General features: G+C 70.4%; 16 protein-coding genes. All 16 read left to right on the forward strand.

Going from position 1 to position 18,352, the window contains the following annotated elements:
* The first annotated feature begins 176 nt into the window (after positions 1-176).
* A complete protein-coding gene (gene rsmH, locus ABZX79_RS33040; RefSeq protein ID WP_355266102.1) occupies positions 177-1,133 on the forward strand; it encodes a 16S rRNA (cytosine(1402)-N(4))-methyltransferase RsmH in 957 nt (318 codons plus the stop codon).
* Positions 1,130-1,711 (forward strand): septum formation initiator, encoded by a 582-nt coding sequence (locus tag ABZX79_RS33045; RefSeq protein WP_355266105.1) that lies wholly within the window; start codon positions 1,130-1,132, stop codon positions 1,709-1,711. Before rsmH ends, ABZX79_RS33045 begins: the two co-directional genes overlap by 4 nt.
* Before the next feature lie 76 nt (positions 1,712-1,787).
* Positions 1,788-3,761 carry a penicillin-binding transpeptidase domain-containing protein gene (locus ABZX79_RS33050; RefSeq protein ID WP_355266108.1) on the forward strand — a complete coding sequence of 658 codons (1,974 nt, stop codon included), beginning with the start codon at positions 1,788-1,790 and terminating at the stop codon, positions 3,759-3,761.
* A 13-nt stretch (positions 3,762-3,774) separates the two neighbouring features.
* Complete coding sequence (locus tag ABZX79_RS33055) at positions 3,775-5,463, forward strand: UDP-N-acetylmuramoyl-L-alanyl-D-glutamate--2,6-diaminopimelate ligase (protein WP_355266111.1); 1,689 nt, start codon at positions 3,775-3,777, stop codon at positions 5,461-5,463.
* The gene (gene murF / locus ABZX79_RS33060; RefSeq protein WP_355266114.1) at positions 5,460-6,875 is read left to right on the forward strand and encodes a UDP-N-acetylmuramoyl-tripeptide--D-alanyl-D-alanine ligase; all 1,416 of its coding nucleotides are present in this window, start codon (positions 5,460-5,462) and stop codon (positions 6,873-6,875) included. The genes ABZX79_RS33055 and murF overlap by 4 nt, the downstream gene beginning before the upstream one ends.
* Positions 6,872-7,942: a phospho-N-acetylmuramoyl-pentapeptide-transferase gene (mraY, locus tag ABZX79_RS33065; protein WP_215126253.1), complete on the forward strand. Its 1,071-nt coding sequence runs from the start codon at positions 6,872-6,874 to the stop codon at positions 7,940-7,942. Before murF ends, mraY begins: the two co-directional genes overlap by 4 nt.
* Complete coding sequence (gene murD, locus ABZX79_RS33070; protein WP_355266117.1) at positions 7,939-9,357, forward strand: UDP-N-acetylmuramoyl-L-alanine--D-glutamate ligase; 1,419 nt, start codon at positions 7,939-7,941, stop codon at positions 9,355-9,357. Before mraY ends, murD begins: the two co-directional genes overlap by 4 nt.
* 60 nt (positions 9,358-9,417) lie before the next feature.
* Positions 9,418-10,833, forward strand: a complete 1,416-nt coding sequence (ftsW, locus tag ABZX79_RS33075) for a putative lipid II flippase FtsW (protein WP_355266145.1) — start codon at positions 9,418-9,420, stop codon at positions 10,831-10,833.
* A gap of 6 nt (positions 10,834-10,839) precedes the next feature.
* Positions 10,840-11,934, forward strand: a complete 1,095-nt coding sequence (gene murG / locus ABZX79_RS33080) for an undecaprenyldiphospho-muramoylpentapeptide beta-N-acetylglucosaminyltransferase (protein WP_355266120.1) — start codon at positions 10,840-10,842, stop codon at positions 11,932-11,934.
* Positions 11,935-11,971: 37 nt separating this feature from the next.
* Positions 11,972-12,787: an FtsQ-type POTRA domain-containing protein gene (locus ABZX79_RS33085; protein ID WP_355266123.1), complete on the forward strand. Its 816-nt coding sequence runs from the start codon at positions 11,972-11,974 to the stop codon at positions 12,785-12,787.
* Between the two features lie 272 nt (positions 12,788-13,059).
* Entirely contained in the window at positions 13,060-14,292 is a 1,233-nt protein-coding gene (ftsZ, locus tag ABZX79_RS33090; RefSeq protein ID WP_214977452.1) for a cell division protein FtsZ, read from the forward strand.
* Complete coding sequence (gene pgeF / locus ABZX79_RS33095) at positions 14,289-15,026, forward strand: peptidoglycan editing factor PgeF (RefSeq protein ID WP_355266126.1); 738 nt, start codon at positions 14,289-14,291, stop codon at positions 15,024-15,026. The genes ftsZ and pgeF overlap by 4 nt, the downstream gene beginning before the upstream one ends.
* Positions 15,027-15,029: 3 nt before the next feature.
* Complete coding sequence (locus ABZX79_RS33100) at positions 15,030-15,749, forward strand: YggS family pyridoxal phosphate-dependent enzyme (protein ID WP_355266129.1); 720 nt, start codon at positions 15,030-15,032, stop codon at positions 15,747-15,749.
* A gap of 140 nt (positions 15,750-15,889) precedes the next feature.
* A complete protein-coding gene (locus ABZX79_RS33105; protein ID WP_355266132.1) occupies positions 15,890-16,507 on the forward strand; it encodes a cell division protein SepF in 618 nt (205 codons plus the stop codon).
* A gap of 70 nt (positions 16,508-16,577) precedes the next feature.
* A complete protein-coding gene (locus ABZX79_RS33110; RefSeq protein WP_355266135.1) occupies positions 16,578-16,862 on the forward strand; it encodes a YggT family protein in 285 nt (94 codons plus the stop codon).
* Positions 16,863-16,911: 49 nt separating this feature from the next.
* The gene (locus tag ABZX79_RS33115) at positions 16,912-18,126 is read left to right on the forward strand and encodes a DivIVA domain-containing protein (protein WP_355266138.1); all 1,215 of its coding nucleotides are present in this window, start codon (positions 16,912-16,914) and stop codon (positions 18,124-18,126) included.
* The last annotated feature ends 226 nt before the right edge of the window (positions 18,127-18,352 follow it).

An 18,352-nucleotide genomic window follows, 5' to 3' on the forward strand; every position in this document is an offset into this window, starting at 1 on the left:
GGACACATCTCGCACATTTTGAATTACTCCCGCGTGCGCGGCGTACGTACGGCCCGGCCTCCTCCCGCTCGCCGGTCGGCCGACGCCACTTCCCCGGCGCCGGCAGGCCGTCCCCTTTCGAGCGGGTGGGGACCAGGCCGTACGTACACAGCCGCGCCGGTACCTGAGAGGGCGCATTGAGCCAGTCCCGACACGTCCCGGTGATGCTCCAGCGATGCCTGGACCTGTTGGCCCCGGCCCTCGACAAGCCGGGGGCAGTGGTGGCGGACTGCACCCTCGGTCTCGGCGGACACAGCGAGGCCCTGCTCACCGCCTTCCCCGAGGCGCGGCTGATCGCGCTCGACCGGGACAAGGAGGCGCTGCGGCTCTCCGGCGAGCGGCTCGCCCCGTTCGGTGACCGGGCCACCCTGGTGCACGCCGTCTACGACGAGCTGCCCGAGGTCCTGGAGCGGCTCTCCGTCCCGCGCGTCCAGGGCATCCTCTTCGACCTCGGCGTCTCCTCGATGCAGCTCGACGAGCGCGAGCGCGGTTTCGCGTACGCCCACGACGCCCCGCTCGACATGCGCATGGACCAGACGACGGGTGTCAGCGCGGCCGAGGTCCTCAACACCTACCCGCCGGGTGAACTGGTCCGCATCCTGCGCCAGTACGGCGAGGAGAAGCAGGCCAAGAGAATCGTCTCCGCGATCGTGCGCGAGCGCGAGAAGGAGCCCTTCAGCAACAGCGCCCGGCTCGTCGAGCTGATCCGCGACGCACTGCCGCAGGCCGCCAAGCGCACCGGCGGCAACCCTGCCAAGCGCACCTTCCAGGCGCTGCGCATCGAGGTCAACGGTGAGCTCAGCGTCCTGGAGCGGGCCATCCCGGCGGCGGTGAAGACGCTCGCCGTGGACGGCCGGATCGCGGTCCTCTCCTACCACTCGCTGGAAGACCGCCTGGTCAAGCAGGTCTTCGCGGCGGGCGCAGCCAACACGGCGCCGCCCGGCCTCCCCGTCGTACCCGAGCAGTACCAGCCGAGGCTGAAGCTGCTGACGCGCGGCGCGGAACTGCCGACGGACGAAGAGATCGCGGAGAACCGCCGCGCCGCCCCGGCCCGGCTGCGCGGAGCGCAGCGCATCCGGGAGGACGTGCTGTGACCAAGCCGGCCAAGCAGCTGAAGGGGCGGGCCGCGCGGTTGTCGCGGCTGATGCCGTCGGGTCCCGCCCAGGCGGCCAGGACCCCCTTCGTACTGCTGGTCGTGCTGCTGCTCGGCGGCGGGCTCATCACGCTGCTGCTGCTGAACTCCTCGCTCAACGAGGGCTCGTTCAAGCTGAGCGAACTCAAGAAGCGGACCACCGAACTGACCGACAAGGAACAGGAACTCCAGCAGTACGTGGACGACCGGTCCGCGCCCGGCGCCCTGGAGCGCAGGGCCCGCGAACTGGGCATGGTGCCCGGCGGCAGCCCCGCGTTCCTCAACCCCGACGGCTCGGTCCGGGGCGTACCGTCCCGGGCGTCCGCCGGCGCCCCCGCCGCCCGCACCGCGCCGCTGAGCTTCCCCGTGCCGGGCCCGCCCGCCCCGGCGGCCGCCTACCCGCCGGTTTCCGCGCCACCGGCCGCGTCCACCCCGTCCGTCCCGATACAGCCCGCGTCCCAGCCCGCGTCCCAGCCCGCGTCCCCGCCCGCGTCCGCTCCGGCTCCCGTGGGCCCGCCCGCCGCCGTTCCCGTCCCGTAAGCCGCCACAAGCCACCCAACAGCCCGCCAGCAGCCCTCGTCCGCGAAGCCGACCACGACCCCCGGCAGGTGACGCAGTGCCCCCCCAGGAACCACCGCGCCGCCGCGTGCCCGGCCCCGGGCGCCCGCACAGCGGCGGGCGGCCCAGGCCCGCCGCGCGGCCCAAGGCGCGCCCCCCGGTCGGGCGGCCGCGCCCCGCGCCCAGGGCCGGCCGCGCCCTGGTGCTCGGCAGTCCCCGGCCCAGGCTGCGGCTGGTCGGCGTCGGACTGACCCTGGTCATGCTGGCCTTCGTCGTACGACTGCTCCAGGTCCAGGCCGTCGACGCGAGCACGTACACCGCCAAGGCCGAGAAGAACCGGTACTCCAGCGCCACGCTGGCCGCCGAGCGCGGCCAGATCACCGACCGCGGCGGCATCGCGCTGGCCACCAGCGTCGACGCGCACAACATCACGGCCGACCCGTCGATGTTCACCGAGAAGTTCACCAAGACCCCGGACGCTCCCGAGCAGGCCGCGGCGCTCCTCGCGCCGATCCTCCGCAAGGACGCGGGCGACCTGGCGAAGAAGCTGAGGAAGCCCAAGAGCCTGTACGTCCTCCTGGCCCCTCGCCAGACGCCGCAGATCTGGAACCAGATCAAGGACCTGAAGAGCGTCTTCGCCGAGAAGGCCGCGGCGGACAAGGCCAAGGGCGGCAAGGGTGTCAACGTCCTCGCCGGCGTCTTCCAGGAGGCCAGCAGCAAGCGCGTCTACCCCAACGGTGATCTCGCCGCCGGGATACTCGGTTACGTCAACGCCGAGGGCAAGGGCGCGGGCGGCCTGGAGACCCAGCTGGACGAGGAGCTCGCCGGCAAGGACGGGGAGATCAAGTACGCCCAGTCCGGCGGCCGCCGGGTCCCCACCGTCGGCGCCCGCGAGGTCCCCGCCGTGCCCGGCTCCGACATCGAGCTGACCATCGACCGCGACATCCAGTGGGCCGCCCAGGACGCCATCAGCAAGCAGGTGGAGAAGTCCGGGGCGGACCGCGGCTACGTGATAGTCCAGGACACCCGTACCGGCGAGGTCCTCGCCATGGCCAATTCCCCCGGCTTCGACCCCAACGACCTCTCGCAGGCCGACGCCGCCGCCATGGGCAACGCCGCCCTCCAGGACGCGTACGAACCGGGCTCCACCGCCAAGGTCATGTCCATGGCCGCGGTACTGGAGGAGAACGCCGCGGCGCCGGGCACCCACGTCGTCGTACCGAACCGGCTGCACCGGGGCGACCGGCTGTTCAAGGACGACATCGACCACCCCACCTGGTACCTGACGCTCAACGGCGTGCTCGCGAAGTCCAGCAACATCGGCACCATCCTGGCGACCGAGCAGCTCGGCAAGACCCGGCCCGAGGCCAACCGGGTCCTCCACTCCTACCTGCGCAAATTCGGCCTCGGCCGCCCCAGCGGTCTCGGCTATCCCGGCGAGACCTCGGGCATCCTCGCCGCGCCCAAGGACTGGAGCACCTCGCAGCAGTACACGATCCCGTTCGGCCAGGGCCTCTCGCTGAACGCCATGCAGGCGGCCTCGGTCTACTCGACGATCGCCAACGGCGGCGTACGGATCCAGCCAACGCTCATCCGCGGCACCAAGGGCCCCGACGGCCGCTTCACCCCCGCCCCGGCGCCCAAGAAGACCCGCGTGGTCAGCGAGAAGACCGCCAGGACCGTGGCCACCATGCTGGAATCGGTCGTCGACGACGAGGAGGGTACGGGGACCAAGGCCCGTATCCCCGGCTACCGCGTCGGCGGAAAGACCGGCACGTCCAACCGGGTGGATCCGGCCACCGGGCGCTACAAGGGCTACACCGCGTCCTTTGCCGGATTCGCGCCCGCCGACAAGCCGCGGATCACCGTCTACTGCGCCATCCAGAACCCGACCAGGGGCAGCTACTTCGGCGGCCAGATCTGTGGCCCCATCTACAAGAAGGTTATGGAGTTCGCACTGAAGACCCTCCAGGTCGCACCGACCGGCAGCAAGCCCGCCCGGCTGCCGGTGTCCTTCACACCCGGCGAGTGACTCAGGACCACCAGTGACAACCATCACCCGAAACCCCGGGAACTCCGAAGACCCCCACCCCTCGTTTCGCGAGGGGCCGGGTACGCCCGGTACGCTCACCGCCGTGCCACACGCTGATCAGTCCCAAACCACCCAGAAGGACGCCCCGGTGACGTACCCCGGAGCGCCCCGGCCGGTCCAGGTCCGCCCGACACCCCTCGGGGAGCTGGCCGAACGGCTGGGTATCGAGCCCCGAGCCGTGGAAAGCGCGGCCGAGGTCACCGGTATCACGCACGACTCCCGGGCGGTGAGGCCAGGCGATCTGTACGCCGCCCTGCCAGGGGCGCGCCTCCACGGCGCCGACTTCGCCACGCAGGCGGCGGGTCTCGGCGCGGCCGCGATCCTCACCGATCCGGCCGGCGCCGCCCGGGCCGAGGCCACGGGCCTGCCGGCCCTGGTCGTCGACGACCCGCGCGGCCGGATGGGCGAGCTCGCCACCGAGATCTACGGCCACCCGGGCAGCGGCCTCCTCCAGATCGGCATCACCGGCACCTCCGGCAAGACCACCACGGCGTACCTCGTCGAGGGCGGTCTGCAGGCAGCCGGGAAGATGACCGGTCTGATCGGTACGGTCGAGATGCGCATCGGCGAAGAGCGCATCAAGTCCGAGCGCACCACGCCCGAGGCCACCGACCTCCAGGCCCTCTTCGCGGTCATGCGCGAACGCGGGGTCGAGGCGGTCGCCATGGAGGTTTCCAGCCACGCGCTGGTGCTCGGCCGGGTCGACGGCTGCGTCTTCGACGTCGCGGTCTTCAACAACCTGAGCCCCGAGCACATGGAATTCCACTCCGACATGGAGGACTACTTCCAGGCGAAGGCACGTCTCTTCACCCCGGAGCGCAGCAGGACCGGCGTCGTGAACTTCGACGACGAGTACGGCCGCAGGCTCATCACCGAGTCCGGCGTCCCGGTCACCTCCTTCTCCGCCGAGGGCCACCCGGACGCCGACTGGCGCGCCGAGGGCGTCGAGGTCGGCCCCTTCACCAGTACGTTCACGGCCATCGGCCCCAAGGACGAGCGCATCACCGCGACCGCCCCGCTGGCCGGCCCCTTCAACGTCGCCAACACGCTCGCCGCGATCGTCACGCTCGCCGTGGCGGGCGTCGACCCGCAGACCGCCGCCGACGGCATCGCCGCCGTCCCCGGCGTACCGGGCCGCCTGGAGCGCGTGGACGCGGGCCAGCCGTACCTCGCCGTCGTCGACTACGCCCACAAGACGGACGCTGTCGAATCGGTCCTGCGCGCGCTGCGCAAGGTCACCGAGGGCGAGCTGCACATCGTGCTCGGCTGCGGCGGCGACCGCGACAAGCAGAAGCGGCCCTCGATGGGCGCCGCCGCCGCCCGCCTCGCCGACACGGCCGTACTGACCTCCGACAACCCACGTTCCGAGGACCCTCTCGCGATCCTCGCCGCGATGCTCGCCGGCGCCGCCGAGGTGCCCGCGCACGAGCGCGGCGACGTCCTGGTCGACGCCGACCGGGCCTCGGCCATCGCGGCCGCGGTCGCCCGCGCCAAGCCCGGTGACACCGTGCTCGTCGCGGGCAAGGGGCACGAGCAGGGCCAGGACATCGCCGGAGTGGTACGCCCCTTCGACGACCGCCAGGTGCTGCGCGCCGCGATCCGCGCCGCCGCACTGACCCAGGACGGCGGGGTGGCCAAGTGATCGCACTCTCCCTCGCCGAAATCGCCGAGATCACCGGCGGGCAGTCGCACGACATACCGGACAGCGCCCTGCGGGTGACCGGCCCCGTAGTCATCGACTCGCGCGAAGTGAAGCCAGGCAGCCTCTTCGCCGCCTTCGCGGGCGAGAAAGTCGACGGCCACGACTACGCCGAGCGGGCCGTCGCCTCCGGTGCGGCAGCCGTACTGGCCACCCGCCCCGTGGGCGTACCCGCCATCGTCGTGGACGACGTCACCGAGGCACTGGGCGCCCTGGCACGGGCCGTCGTCGAACGGCTCGGCACGAAGGTCGTCGCGCTCACCGGCTCGGCCGGCAAGACGTCCACCAAGGACCTGATCGCCCAGCTGCTCGATCGCAAGGCCCCTACGGTCTGGACGCCCGGCTCCCTCAACAACGAGATCGGCCTCCCGCTCACCGCACTGCGCGCCACCGAGGAAACCGAGCACCTGGTCCTCGAGATGGGCGCGCGCGGCATCGGCCACATCCGGTACCTCACCGGGCTGACCCCGCCGCGCATCGGACTCGTACTGAACGTCGGCACCGCCCACATCGGCGAGTTCGGCGGCCGCGAGCAGATCGCCGAGGCCAAGGGCGAGATGGTCGAGGCGCTGCCGACGGCGGACGCGGGCGGGATCGCCGTGCTCAACGCCGACGATCAGCTCGTACGCGCCATGGCATCCCGCACAAAAGCCCGGGTCGTGCTCTTCGGTGAGGCCGCGGACGCGGACGTACGCGCCGAGAATGTCCGGCTCACGGAGAATGGCCAGCCGGCCTTCAGTCTTCGCACACCCACCGGGTGCAGTGACGTGACCATGCGGCTGTACGGTGAGCACCACGTGTCGAACGCGCTCGCCGCGGCCGCCGTCGCCCATGAGCTGGGCATGTCCGTGGACGAGATCGCCACCGCGCTCTCCGAGGCGGGCACCCTCTCCCGCTGGCGCATGGAGGTCACCGAGCGTCCTGACGGCGTGACGGTCGTCAACGACGCCTACAACGCGAATCCCGAATCCATGCGAGCCGCCCTGCGCGCGCTCGCGGCCATGGGTGTCGGGCGTCGTACGTGGGCGGTGCTCGGTCACATGGCCGAGCTGGGTGACGATTCGCTCGCCGAGCACGACGCGGTCGGACGGCTCGCCGTCCGGCTCAACGTCAGCAAGCTCGTGGCAGTCGGGGGCAGGGAAGCGTCCTGGCTGCAGCTGGGCGCTTACAACGAGGGTTCGTGGGGTGAGGAGTCGGTGCACGTGTCCGACGCGCAAGCGGCGGTCGACCTGTTGCGCAGTGAACTGCGTCCGGGAGACGTCGTGCTGGTGAAGGCTTCCAGGTCGGTCGGTCTCGAGCGAGTCGCGCAGGCGCTCCTCGACCACCGCACCGAGGGCGAGGTCTCCGGCCGATGAGGCAGATCCTCTTCGCGGGAGCCATCGGGCTCTTTCTGACCCTGATCGGCACCCCGCTGCTCATCAAACTGCTGGCCCGCAAGGGATACGGGCAGTTCATCCGGGACGACGGTCCGCGCGGCCACCACGGCAAGCGCGGCACCCCGACCATGGGCGGCATCGCCTTCATCCTGGCCACGCTCATCGCGTACGCCCTGGCGAAGGTGATCACCGGCGAGAAGCCGAGCGTCTCCGGCCTGCTGGTGCTCTTCCTCATGGCGGGCATGGGCCTGGTCGGCTTCCTCGACGACTACATCAAGATCGTCAAGCAGCGTTCGCTGGGCCTGCGGGCCAAGGCGAAGATGGCCGGACAGCTGATCGTCGGCATCGCGTTCGCGGTGCTGGCCCTGCAGTTCAAGGACATCCGCGGCAACGCCCCGGCCTCCACCAGGCTCTCCTTCGTCCAGGACTTCGGCTGGTCGATCGGCCCGGTGCTGTTCGTGGTGTGGGCGCTGTTCATGATCCTGGCGATGTCGAACGGTGTGAACCTCACCGACGGCCTCGACGGACTCGCCACCGGCGCCTCCGTGATGGTCTTCGGCGCGTACACCTTCATCGGCCTGTGGCAGTTCCAGGAGTCCTGCGCCGACGCGCCGAGCCTGACCAATCCGGAAGCCTGTTTCGAGGTACGAGATCCACTCGACCTCGCGGTCGTCGCGGCGGCCCTGATGGGCGCCTGCTTCGGCTTCCTGTGGTGGAACACCTCGCCCGCCAAGATCTTCATGGGTGACACCGGCTCGCTCGCCCTCGGCGGCGCGCTCGCGGGTCTGGCGATCTGCTCGCGCACCGAGTTCCTGATGGCGCTCCTCGGCGGCCTGTTCGTCCTCATCACGATGTCCGTCGTGATCCAGGTCGGCTCGTTCAAGATGACCGGCAAGCGCGTCTTCAAGATGGCGCCGCTCCAGCATCACTTCGAGCTCAAGGGCTGGTCCGAAGTCCTTGTGGTGGTCCGCTTCTGGATCATCCAGGGCATGTGCGTGATCATCGGCCTCGGGCTCTTCTACGCGGGCTGGGCGGCCGACAAGTGACAGAAGTGACCTGGACCGGCAAGCGGGTGACCGTCGCGGGTCTTGGCGTCTCCGGGATCCCCGCGGCACGTGTGCTGCGGGGCCTGGGGGCACACGTCACCGTCGTCAACGACGGTGACGACGAGCGATCCCGCGCCCAGGCGGCCGAACTCGAAGCCCTGGGCGTCACCGTGCGCCTGGGCGACGGCGCGACCCTCCCCGAGGGCACCGAGCTGATCGTCACCGCACCCGGCTGGAAGCCCGACAAACCGCTCTTCCTGGCCGCCGCCGAGGCGGGCGTGGAGATCTGGGGCGACGTCGAGCTGGCCTGGCGGCTCCGGGGGCCGAACGCTGCCCCCTGGCTCGCGGTCACCGGCACCAACGGCAAGACCACGACCGTACGCATGCTGGCCTCCATCCTGGAGGCCGCGGGCCTGCGTACCGCCGCCGTCGGCAACATCGGCGTATCCCTGCTGGACGCCGTCCTCGGCGACGAGCCGTATGACGTACTGGCCGTTGAGCTCTCCAGTTACCAGCTGCACTGGGCGCCCTCGCTGCGCGCCCACTCGGCGGCCGTGCTGAACCTCGCCCCGGATCACCTCGACTGGCACGGCTCGATGGAGGCGTACGTCGCCGACAAGGGCCGGATCTACCAGGGCAACCAGGTCGCCTGCGTCTACAACGTGGCCGACCCGGCGACCGAGGACCTGGTCCGCGAAGCCGACGTCGAGGAGGGCTGCCGCGCGATCGGCTTCACCCTCGGCCCGCCCGCGCCCTCCCAACTCGGCGTCGTCGACGGCATCCTGGTCGACCGCGCCTTCGTCACGAACCGCCAGAAGAACGCCCAGGAGCTGGCCGAGGTGGCGGACGTCAATCCGCCGGCCCCGCACAACATCGCCAACGCCCTGGCGGCCGCGGCCCTGGCCCGTGCCTACGGCGTCGCGCCCGCCGCCGTACGCGACGGACTGCGCGCCTTCCGGCCCGACGCGCACCGCATCGAGCATGTCGCGGACGTCGCCGGTGTCGCGTACGTCGACGACTCCAAGGCCACCAACACCCATGCCGCCGAGGCCTCCCTGGCGGCGTACGACCCGATCGTGTGGATCGCGGGCGGCCTCGCCAAGGGCGCCACCTTCGACGAGCTCGTCGAGAAGTCGGCAAAGCGACTGCGTGGCGTCGTCCTCATCGGCGCCGACCGCGCGCTGATCCGCGAAGCCCTCGCGCGACACGCCCCCGAAGTACCGGTGGTCGACCTCGACCGGACCGACACTGGGGCGATGTCGGCGGCGGTGCGGGAAGCGGCGCGGCTCGCCCGGCCCGGGGACACGGTCCTGCTGGCCCCGGCCTGCGCCTCCATGGACATGTACACCAACTACAACAAGCGCGGCGAGGCGTTCGCCGATGCCGTGCGCGAGTTGGCCGCGGAGCGGGACTAGCGGACCGGTCCCCGCGCCATGGACCGGTCGGCGCAGCTCATGAGTGGAGGGGACGCCGAGATGTTGGCCGACGACAGTGCCCCGCGCGGCCGCACCGCGCTGCGCGGGCGCTCCGGAGCCGGGAGGGCCGGGACGGCAAGGACGCAGCCGGCCGGGACGCGGACTCCCCGCCGTCCGGCCGCCACGCGCCGCCGCGGCACGTTCCTGCCGAGACCGCCCGGTGAGAACGGTCCGCGCCGGCTGTACGAGCAGGCGCGCCGCACCTGGGACCGGCCTCTCACGGCGTACTACCTCATCCTGGGCAGCGCCCTGCTGATCACCGTGCTCGGCCTCGTGATGGTCTACTCGGCGTCGATGATCAAGGCGCTGGAGCTGTCGCTGCCCGCGTCGTACTTCTTCCGCAAGCAGTTCCTCGCCGCGCTCATCGGCACGGCTCTGCTGCTGGCAGCCTCCCGGATGCCCGCCAAGCTGCACCGCGCGCTCTCGTACCCGCTGCTGGCCGTGTCCATCTTCCTGATGGTGCTCGTCCAGATCCCCGGGATAGGAGTGGCGATCGGCGGCAACCAGAACTGGATCTCGCTGGGCGGCCCGTTCATGCTCCAGCCCAGCGAGTTCGGCAAGCTGGCGCTCGTCCTGTGGGGGGCCGACCTGCTCGCCCGCAAGCAGGAGAAGCGGCTGCTGACCCAGTGGAAGCACATGCTGGTGCCGCTGGTTCCCGTGGCCTTCCTGCTGCTCGGCCTGATCATGCTCGGCGGCGACATGGGTACGGCGATCCTCCTCACCGCGATCCTCTTCGGCCTGCTGTGGCTCGCGGGAGCGCCTACCCGGCTCTTCGCCGGCGTGCTCGGCTTCGCGGCCTTCGTCGGCTTCGTCCTCATCAGCAGCAACCCCAACCGGATGTCGCGGCTGGCCTGCACCGGCGCGACCGACCTCGGTCCCAAGGGTGAATGCTGGCAGGCGGTGCATGGAATCTATGCTCTGGCGTCGGGCGGATGGTTCGGTTCCGGGCTGGGTGCAAGTGTGGAGAAATGGGGTCAACTCCCCGAGCCGCACACCGACTTCATCTTTGCCATCACCGGTGAGGAACTGGGTCTGGCGGGGACGCTGTCGGTACTCGCCCTCTTCGCGGCTCTAGGCTATGCGGGTATCCGCGTGGCCGGACGCACGGAGGACCCCTTCGTGAGGTACGCCGCGGGAGGTGTGACCACCTGGATCACGGCTCAGGCCGTGGTCAATATCGGTGCGGTGCTCGGCCTGCTGCCGATCGCCGGGGTCCCGCTCCCGCTGTTCTCCTACGGGGGCTCGTCCCTGTTGCCGACCATGTTCGCCGTAGGGTTGCTGATCGCCTTCGCGCGAGAGGATCCCGCTGCGAAGGCCGCCCTGGCCATGCGAAGGACAGTCCTTGGCAAAGGGGCCGGGGTGAGATGGAAGACGATGAGACGGCGCGTCAAGAAGCGTCCGTCCGGAGAGCGGTGAATTTCGGTGCATGTCGTACTCGCCGGTGGGGGGACCGCCGGCCACATCGAGCCCGCGCTTGCCCTCGCGGACGCACTGCGGAGGCAGGACCCTTCCGTGGGCATCACAGCCCTCGGCACAGAGCGCGGACTTGAGACCAGGCTCGTACCCGAGCGCGGCTACGAACTCGGGCTGATCCCGGCGGTGCCGCTGCCCCGCAGGCCCACCCCCGAACTGATCACCGTTCCCGGGCGGCTGCGCGGCACCATCAAGGCCGCCGAGCAGATCCTGGAGCGTACGAAGGCGGACTGCGTCGTCGGCTTCGGCGGTTACGTCGCCCTGCCCGGCTACCTCGCGGCCAAGCGCCTCGGCGTACCGATCATCGTCCACGAGGCCAACGCCAGGCCGGGTCTGGCCAACAAGATCGGCTCGCGCTACGCGCACGCCGTGGCCGTCTCCACCCCCGACAGCAAGCTGCGCGGCGCCCGCTACATCGGCATCCCGCTGCGCCGCACCATCGCCACCTTGGACCGGGCCCGGGTCCGCCCCGAGGCGCGTGCCGCCTTCGGTCTCGACCCGAACCTGCCGACGCTGCTGGTCTCCGGCGGCTCGCAGGGCGCCAGGCGCCTCAACGAGGTGATCCAGCAGGTCGCGCCGGTGCTCCAGCGCTCCGGCATCCAGATCCTGCACGCGGTCGGCCCCAAGAACGAACTGCCGCGGGTGGACAACATGCCCGGGATGCCGCCGTACATCCCGGTACCGTACGTGGACCGGATGGACCTCGCGTACGCCGCGGCCGACATGATGCTCTGCCGCGCGGGCGCGATGACCGTCGCCGAACTCTCCGCCGTCGGGCTGCCCGCCGCGTACGTCCCGCTGCCCATCGGCAACGGCGAACAGCGGCTCAACGCCCAGCCGGTGGTCAACGCCGGAGGCGGCCTGCTGGTCGACGACGCGCAGCTGACGCCCGAGTGGGTGCAGAGCCAGGTGCTCCCGGTGCTCGCGGACCCGCACCGGCTCTTCGAGATGTCCCGCGCCGCCGCCGAGTTCGGCCGCCGGGACGCCGACGACCTCCTCGTCGGCATGGTGTACGAGGCGATCGCCGCACGCAGGGCCGGCTGAACGGCCCACCGACGCAGGGCCCAGGAGGCGACAGGCAGTGGCCGGACCGACGACCGCCCAGCGCGGTGAACGACAGGCGCAGGGGTCGTCGGCGGCCCGCCCGCCGCACGGCGGGACTGATCGGGGTGGAGCCGGCCGCCGCTTCCGGCTGCCCGGGCGTGGCGTCCTGATCCTGGTGCTCGTCCTGGCGGTGCTGGGTACGGGGGGCGGAATCTGGGTGCTTTACGGCTCTTCCTGGCTGCGCGTGGAGCAGGTGAAGGCGTCGGGCACACAGGTTCTGACGTCCGATGAGGTACTGGACGCCGCGGCCGTCCCGGTCGGGGCGCCACTGATCTCAGTCGACACGGACGACATCGAGGACCGGCTGCGCCGGAAATTGCCCCGTATCGACTCGGTGGAAGTCGTTCGTTCATGGCCGCACGGCATCGGTCTGAAAGTGACCGAGCGAAAGCCGGTACTGCTCATGAAAAAGGGCGCAAACTTCATCGAAGTGGACGAGGAGAGTGTGCGGTTCGCCACGGTCGCCAAGGCGCCCGCGGGCGTGCCGCTGCTGGAATTGGTGTCCGGCGACTCCCCGAGTCTGCGCCGCTTCGGCGCCGACCGGCTGCTCCGTGAGGCGGTACGGGTCACGGGCGACCTGCCGGACGCGGTGTCCTTCGACGTACGCACCATCCAGGTCGGCTCGTACGACTCCATCACCCTGGGGCTCCACGGGGACCGTACTGTCATCTGGGGCAGCGCCGAGCAGGGTGAGGCCAAGGCGCGCGCACTGACGGCGCTCATGAAAGCAGCTCCGGGGGCCGGGCACTTCAATGTGAGTGCGCCCACCGCGCCCGCCGCGTCGGGGAGTTGACGGTCATACGCGCTGGCCAGCACCCTGGTTGGCCAGCGATATGGGTGATCACATAGGGTGAAAAGAAAAACGGGAGGTTCGGCGTGTTCGTTGAACGTGCGCCACTTGTCGACTTAGTGTCCTGTTCGGAGAGTCCAAGGAACAGACACACTGGTAACCCTAAACTTCACCGTTAGGGTTCGGGTCGGCGTTCGGACCGTCCCAATCGGCATCAGTCGTCGCGGCGCTGCAACCCCGCGGCGGCACGTAACTCGAGGCGAGAGGCCTTCGACGTGGCAGCACCGCAGAACTACCTCGCAGTCATCAAGGTCATCGGTGTCGGCGGCGGTGGTGTCAATGCCATCAACCGAATGATCGAGGTCGGTCTCAAGGGCGTCGAGTTCATCGCGATCAACACCGACGCGCAAGCTCTGTTGATGAGCGACGCCGACGTCAAGCTCGACGTCGGACGTGAACTGACCCGCGGCCTCGGCGCCGGAGCCAACCCGGCAGTCGGCCGCAAGGCGGCAGAGGACCACCGCGAGGAGATCGAGGAGGTCCTCAAGGGGGCCGACATGGTCTTCGTCACGGCAGGCGAAGGCGGTGGCACCGGAACCGGTGGCGCACCCGTCGTCGCCAACATCGCGCGCTCGCTCGGCGCCCTCACGATCGGTGTGGTCACCCGCCCGTTCACCTTCGAGGGCCGGCGCCGCGCGAACCAGGCGGAGGACGGCATCGCCGAGCTCCGCGAAGAGGTCGACACCCTCATCGTCATCCCGAACGACCGGCTGCTGTCCATCTCGGACCGTCAGGTCAGCGTGCTGGATGCCTTCAAGTCGGCGGACCAGGTCCTGCTGAGCGGTGTTCAGGGCATCACCGATCTCATTACGACTCCGGGTCTGATCAACCTCGACTTCGCCGACGTCAAGTCGGTCATGTCGGAGGCCGGTTCGGCCCTCATGGGCATCGGGTCGGCGCGCGGCGACGACCGCGCGGTGGCGGCAGCGGAGATGGCGATCTCCTCGCCGCTCCTGGAAGCCTCCATCGACGGCGCCCGTGGCGTGCTGCTCTCCATCTCGGGTGGCTCGGACCTCGGCCTCTTCGAAATCAACGAGGCCGCGCAGCTGGTGAGCGAGGCCGCCCACCCCGAGGCCAACATCATCTTCGGCGCGGTCATCGACGACGCGCTGGGCGACGAGGTACGGGTCACCGTCATCGCCGCGGGCTTCGACGGCGGACAGCCGCCGGCCCGCCGCGAGAACGTGCTGGGCGCCAGCTCGGGGGCGGCCGCCAAGCGCGAGGAGCCCGCACCGTCCCGGCCCGCCGAGACCTCGCGGCCGGCCGGCGGCATCGGTACGGTCCCGCCGCGCGAGCGCGAGGAGCCGGCCCCGGCCCAGGCCGAGGCGGCCCCGGCGCACGAGCTGCCGAGCACGCCGGTCCCGTCGGCGACGCACGTGCCGCCGGCCCGTCCGTACCACCAGGACAGCCAGGCCGAAGAGCTGGATGTCCCGGACTTCTTGAAGTGACAGTGCGGCACGACGCGATACACGTGGGCGGCGCCCACTTCGCCTTCACCGACAGGTGGGGCGGGGTGAGCGCCGTTCCGTACGAAGAGCTCAATCTCGGCGGCGCGGTCGGAGACGACCCCGCCGCCGTGCTCGGCAACCGGGAGCTCGCGGCCAAGTCGCTCGGTCTCGACCCGGACCTGGTCGTCTGGATGAACCAGGTGCACGGGCGGGACGTGGCCGTGGTCGAAGGGCCGTGGGGCGACGCGGGAATTCCTCCCGTCGACGCGGTCGTGACCGCCCGGCGCGGACTCGCGCTCGCCGTACTCACCGCGGACTGCACGCCCGTTCTGCTGGCCGACCCGGTCGCCGGTGTCGCGGCCGCCGCACATGCCGGACGCCCCGGCATGGTCGCGGGGGTCGTTCCCGCCGCCGTCGAGGCGATGATCACACTGGGCGCCGATCCTTCCCGTATCACCGCGCGTACGGGGCCCGCCGTCTGCGGGCGCTGTTACGAAGTACCGGAGCGGATGCGGGCCGAAGTCGCGGAAGCCGTGCCGGCGGCCTGGTCGGAGACCAGCTGGGGGACACCGGCCGTCGACGTGACCGCCGGAGTGCACGCCCAGCTCGAAGCGCTCGGCGTACGCGACCGGTGGCAGTCGCCGGTCTGCACGCTGGAGTCGCGCGACCACTTCTCGTACCGCCGGGACCGCACCACGGGGCGGCTCGCCGGATATGTCTGGCTGGATAGGTAGGACATGACGGACCGTAAGGCTCAACTCGCCGCAAATCTGGCGCAGGTGGAGGAACGTATCTCCGCCGCGTGTGCCGCCGCGGGGCGGGCGCGTGAGGAGGTGACCCTGATCGTGGTCACCAAGACGTACCCGGCGAGCGATGTGCGCCTGCTCGCCGAGCTCGGCGTACGCCATGTCGCGGAGAACAAGGACCAGGAGGCGGCCCCCAAGGCGGCCGAGTCCGCGGACCTGCCGGTCAGCTGGCACTTCGTCGGACAGCTTCAGACCAATAAGGTCCGTTCTGTTGCGAGTTACGCCGATGTTGTGCAGTCAGTCGACCGCGCGAAGCTCGTTACGGCGCTGTCGACGGCGGCGGTGCGGGCCGGGCGCGAACTGGACTGCCTCATTCAGGTCGCCCTCGACGCGGAGTCGGGCGAGCGGGGGGAGCGCGGCGGCGTCGCGCCCGACGGCATCGAGGAGTTGGCCGCGAAGGTGGCCGACGCGCCGGGCCTGAGGCTCGGCGGGCTGATGACGGTCGCGCCGCTCGCCGGACCGTACGCCGGACGCGAACAGGCTGCGTTCGAGCGGCTGATGGAATTCTCATCCAGCCTGCGCGCCGCCCATCCTGCTGCGAACATGGTCTCCGCGGGAATGAGTGCGGACCTTGAGCAGGCCGTGGCCGCCGGAGCGACACATGTACGCGTCGGTACTGCGGTGCTCGGAGTCCGCCCCAGGCTCGGGTAACGTCGCGAAGCAAGTCGGACCACAGCAGAAAATATGGTCATTCCCACTGATAGGTGGGCGGGCCGAGTGGATCGCGGGACTTGGTGACGCTGCGACATTGGCAGCAAGGGCGATCCACCACAGAGCGGAGGACTCAGAGAATGGCCGGCGCGATGCGCAAGATGGCGGTCTACCTCGGCCTCGTGGAGGACGATGGGTACGACGGCCGGGGTTTCGATCCCGATGACGATTTCGAGCCCGAGCCGGAGCCCGAGCGGGAGCACCGCCGGCACCAGCCCGCGCACCAGGAGCGGCACGAAGAGCCGGTCCGCGCGGTGCAGCCGCCCGCGCAGCGCGAACCTGCGCCCCACGTCGCTCCGCTTTCCGCGGAAATCGGACGACCCGCACGTATTGCCCCCGTGGCATCCATCACACCTGAACGACCGAAACTGGAGAAGAACGCACCGGTGATCATGCCCAAGGTTGTGTCCGAGCGGGAGCCCTACCGCATCACCACGCTGCACCCCCGGACCTACAACGAGGCCCGTACCATCGGGGAACACTTCCGCGAGGGCACACCGGTGATCATGAACCTGACCGAGATGGACGACACGGATGCGAAGCGACTTGTCGACTTTGCGGCGGGACTCGTCTTCGGCCTGCATGGCAGCATTGAGCGAGTGACGCAGAAGGTGTTCCTGTTGTCGCCTGCTAACGTCGATGTCACGGCGGAGGACAAGGCCCGTATCGCAGAGGGCGGTTTCTTCAACCAGAGCTGAGACATGACAACGGGAACGAACCCGGCCGGCAGGCCGGAGTTGTGAGAGCACGGGGAGAGGGAAGCACGAGATGAGTGTGGCACTGGACGTGATCTACATCGCGCTGATGTGTTTCCTCATCGTGCTGATCTTCCGGCTGGTCATGGATTACGTCTTCCAGTTCGCCCGCTCATGGGAACCCGGCAAGGCGATGGTGGTCGTTCTGGAGGCCACCTACACTGTCACCGATCCACCGCTCAAGCTTCTGCGGCGGTTCATTCCGCCGCTGCGTCTCGGGGGCGTGGCACTCGACCTGTCCTTCTTCGTTCTGATGATCATCGTCTACATCTTGATCACCATCGTGGTCAGGCTGTGAGCGATACGGTCTTGCCGACTGCCGACGACTACGTAGAGGTGAAGAAGAGATGCCGTTGACCCCCGAGGACGTGCGGAACAAGCAGTTCACGACCGTCCGCCTCCGAGAAGGCTATGACGAGGACGAGGTCGATGCCTTCCTCGATGAGGTCGAAGCCGAACTGACGCGCCTGCTGCGCGAGAACGAGGACCTGCGCGCCAAGCTGGCCGCCGCGACGCGTGCCGCCGCGCAGAACCAGCAGCAGCAGGGTATGCGCAAGCCGCCGGAGCAGCAGGATCGTCCCGGCGCGCCCGTGCCTGCGGCCATATCCGGCCCGCCGGTCCAGCAGCAGCCCCCGCAGATGGGTCCGCCCCAGCTGCCCGGTGGTGCGCCGCAGCTGCCCGCGGGCCCCAGTGGTCACCAGCAGCAGGGCCAGCACGGTCAGGGTCAGATGGGCCAGGGCCAGCTCGGCCCCGGTCAGCACGGTCAGGGTCAGCAGGGCCAGCACGGTCCGATGGGGCAGGGCCCCATGGGTCAGGGCCAGATGCAGGGCCAGATGGGCCAGCAGATGGGGCAGGGCCAGATGGGCCAGGGCTCCATGGGCGGTCCGATGGGCGGCCCCATGGGCGGCCACGGTCCGCAGCTCCCGCAGCCCGGCCAGGGCCCCGGCGGCGACAGCGCCGCTCGTGTGCTCTCGCTGGCGCAGCAGACCGCCGACCAGGCGATCGCTGAGGCCCGTTCCGAGGCCAACAAGATCGTCGGTGAGGCGCGCAGCCGCGCCGAGGGTCTGGAGCGGGACGCCCGTGCGAAGGCGGACGCGCTGGAGCGGGACGCGCAGGAGAAGCACCGCGTGGCGATGGGCTCGCTGGAGTCGGCCCGCGCGACGCTGGAGCGCAAGGTCGAGGACCTGCGTGGCTTCGAGCGCGAGTACCGGACCCGCCTGAAGTCCTACCTGGAGAGCCAGCTGCGTCAGCTGGAGACCCAGGCGGACGACTCGCTGGCTCCGCCGCGGACTCCGGCGACCGCGTCGCTGCCGCCGGCTCCGCAGATGAGCGGTTCCATGGCGCAGGCCGGTGCGGGTTCGATGGGGCACTCCATGGGTGGCAACCCGTCGATGGGCGGTCACGGTGGCCAGTCGTCGAACGGTCCGTCGTACGGCGGCCAGCAGCAGATGTCGCCGGCGATGACTCAGCCGATGGCTCCGGTTCGGCCGCAGGCGCCGCAGCCGATGCAGCAGGCGCCGTCGCCGATGCGTGGGTTCCTGATCGACGAGGACGACAACTGACGGGCGTTTGCGCGCGCTGAGCGCGTAGCCGTCGGCAGGCTGAGGGCCGGGCCCCCGGGGATTCTTCCCCTGGGGCCCGGCCCTTTTGCGCGCCTGCGGCGGGCTTTCTGGGGCTCCGCCCCAGGCCCCGGTCCTCAATCGCCGGACGGGCTGAAGTGGCCGGGGGCTTTCTGGGGCTCCGCCCCAGACCCCGCTCCTCAAACGCCGGAGGGGCTGGATTTTCCAG

It is taken from the genome of Streptomyces sp. NPDC002994 (assembly GCF_040611155.1).
Lineage (GTDB): Bacteria > Actinomycetota > Actinomycetes > Streptomycetales > Streptomycetaceae > Streptomyces.

Coding starts and splice junctions, on each gene's coding strand:
- mraY (WP_215126253.1), top strand. CDS start 6,872: ATGAGGCAGATCCTCTTCGCGGGAGCCATCGGGCTCTTTCTGACCCTG.
- ftsW (WP_355266145.1), top strand. CDS start 9,418: ATGTTGGCCGACGACAGTGCCCCGCGCGGCCGCACCGCGCTGCGCGGG.
- ABZX79_RS33100 (WP_355266129.1), top strand. CDS start 15,030: ATGACGGACCGTAAGGCTCAACTCGCCGCAAATCTGGCGCAGGTGGAG.
- ABZX79_RS33105 (WP_355266132.1), top strand. CDS start 15,890: ATGGCCGGCGCGATGCGCAAGATGGCGGTCTACCTCGGCCTCGTGGAG.
- ABZX79_RS33110 (WP_355266135.1), top strand. CDS start 16,578: ATGAGTGTGGCACTGGACGTGATCTACATCGCGCTGATGTGTTTCCTC.
- ABZX79_RS33115 (WP_355266138.1), top strand. CDS start 16,912: ATGCCGTTGACCCCCGAGGACGTGCGGAACAAGCAGTTCACGACCGTC.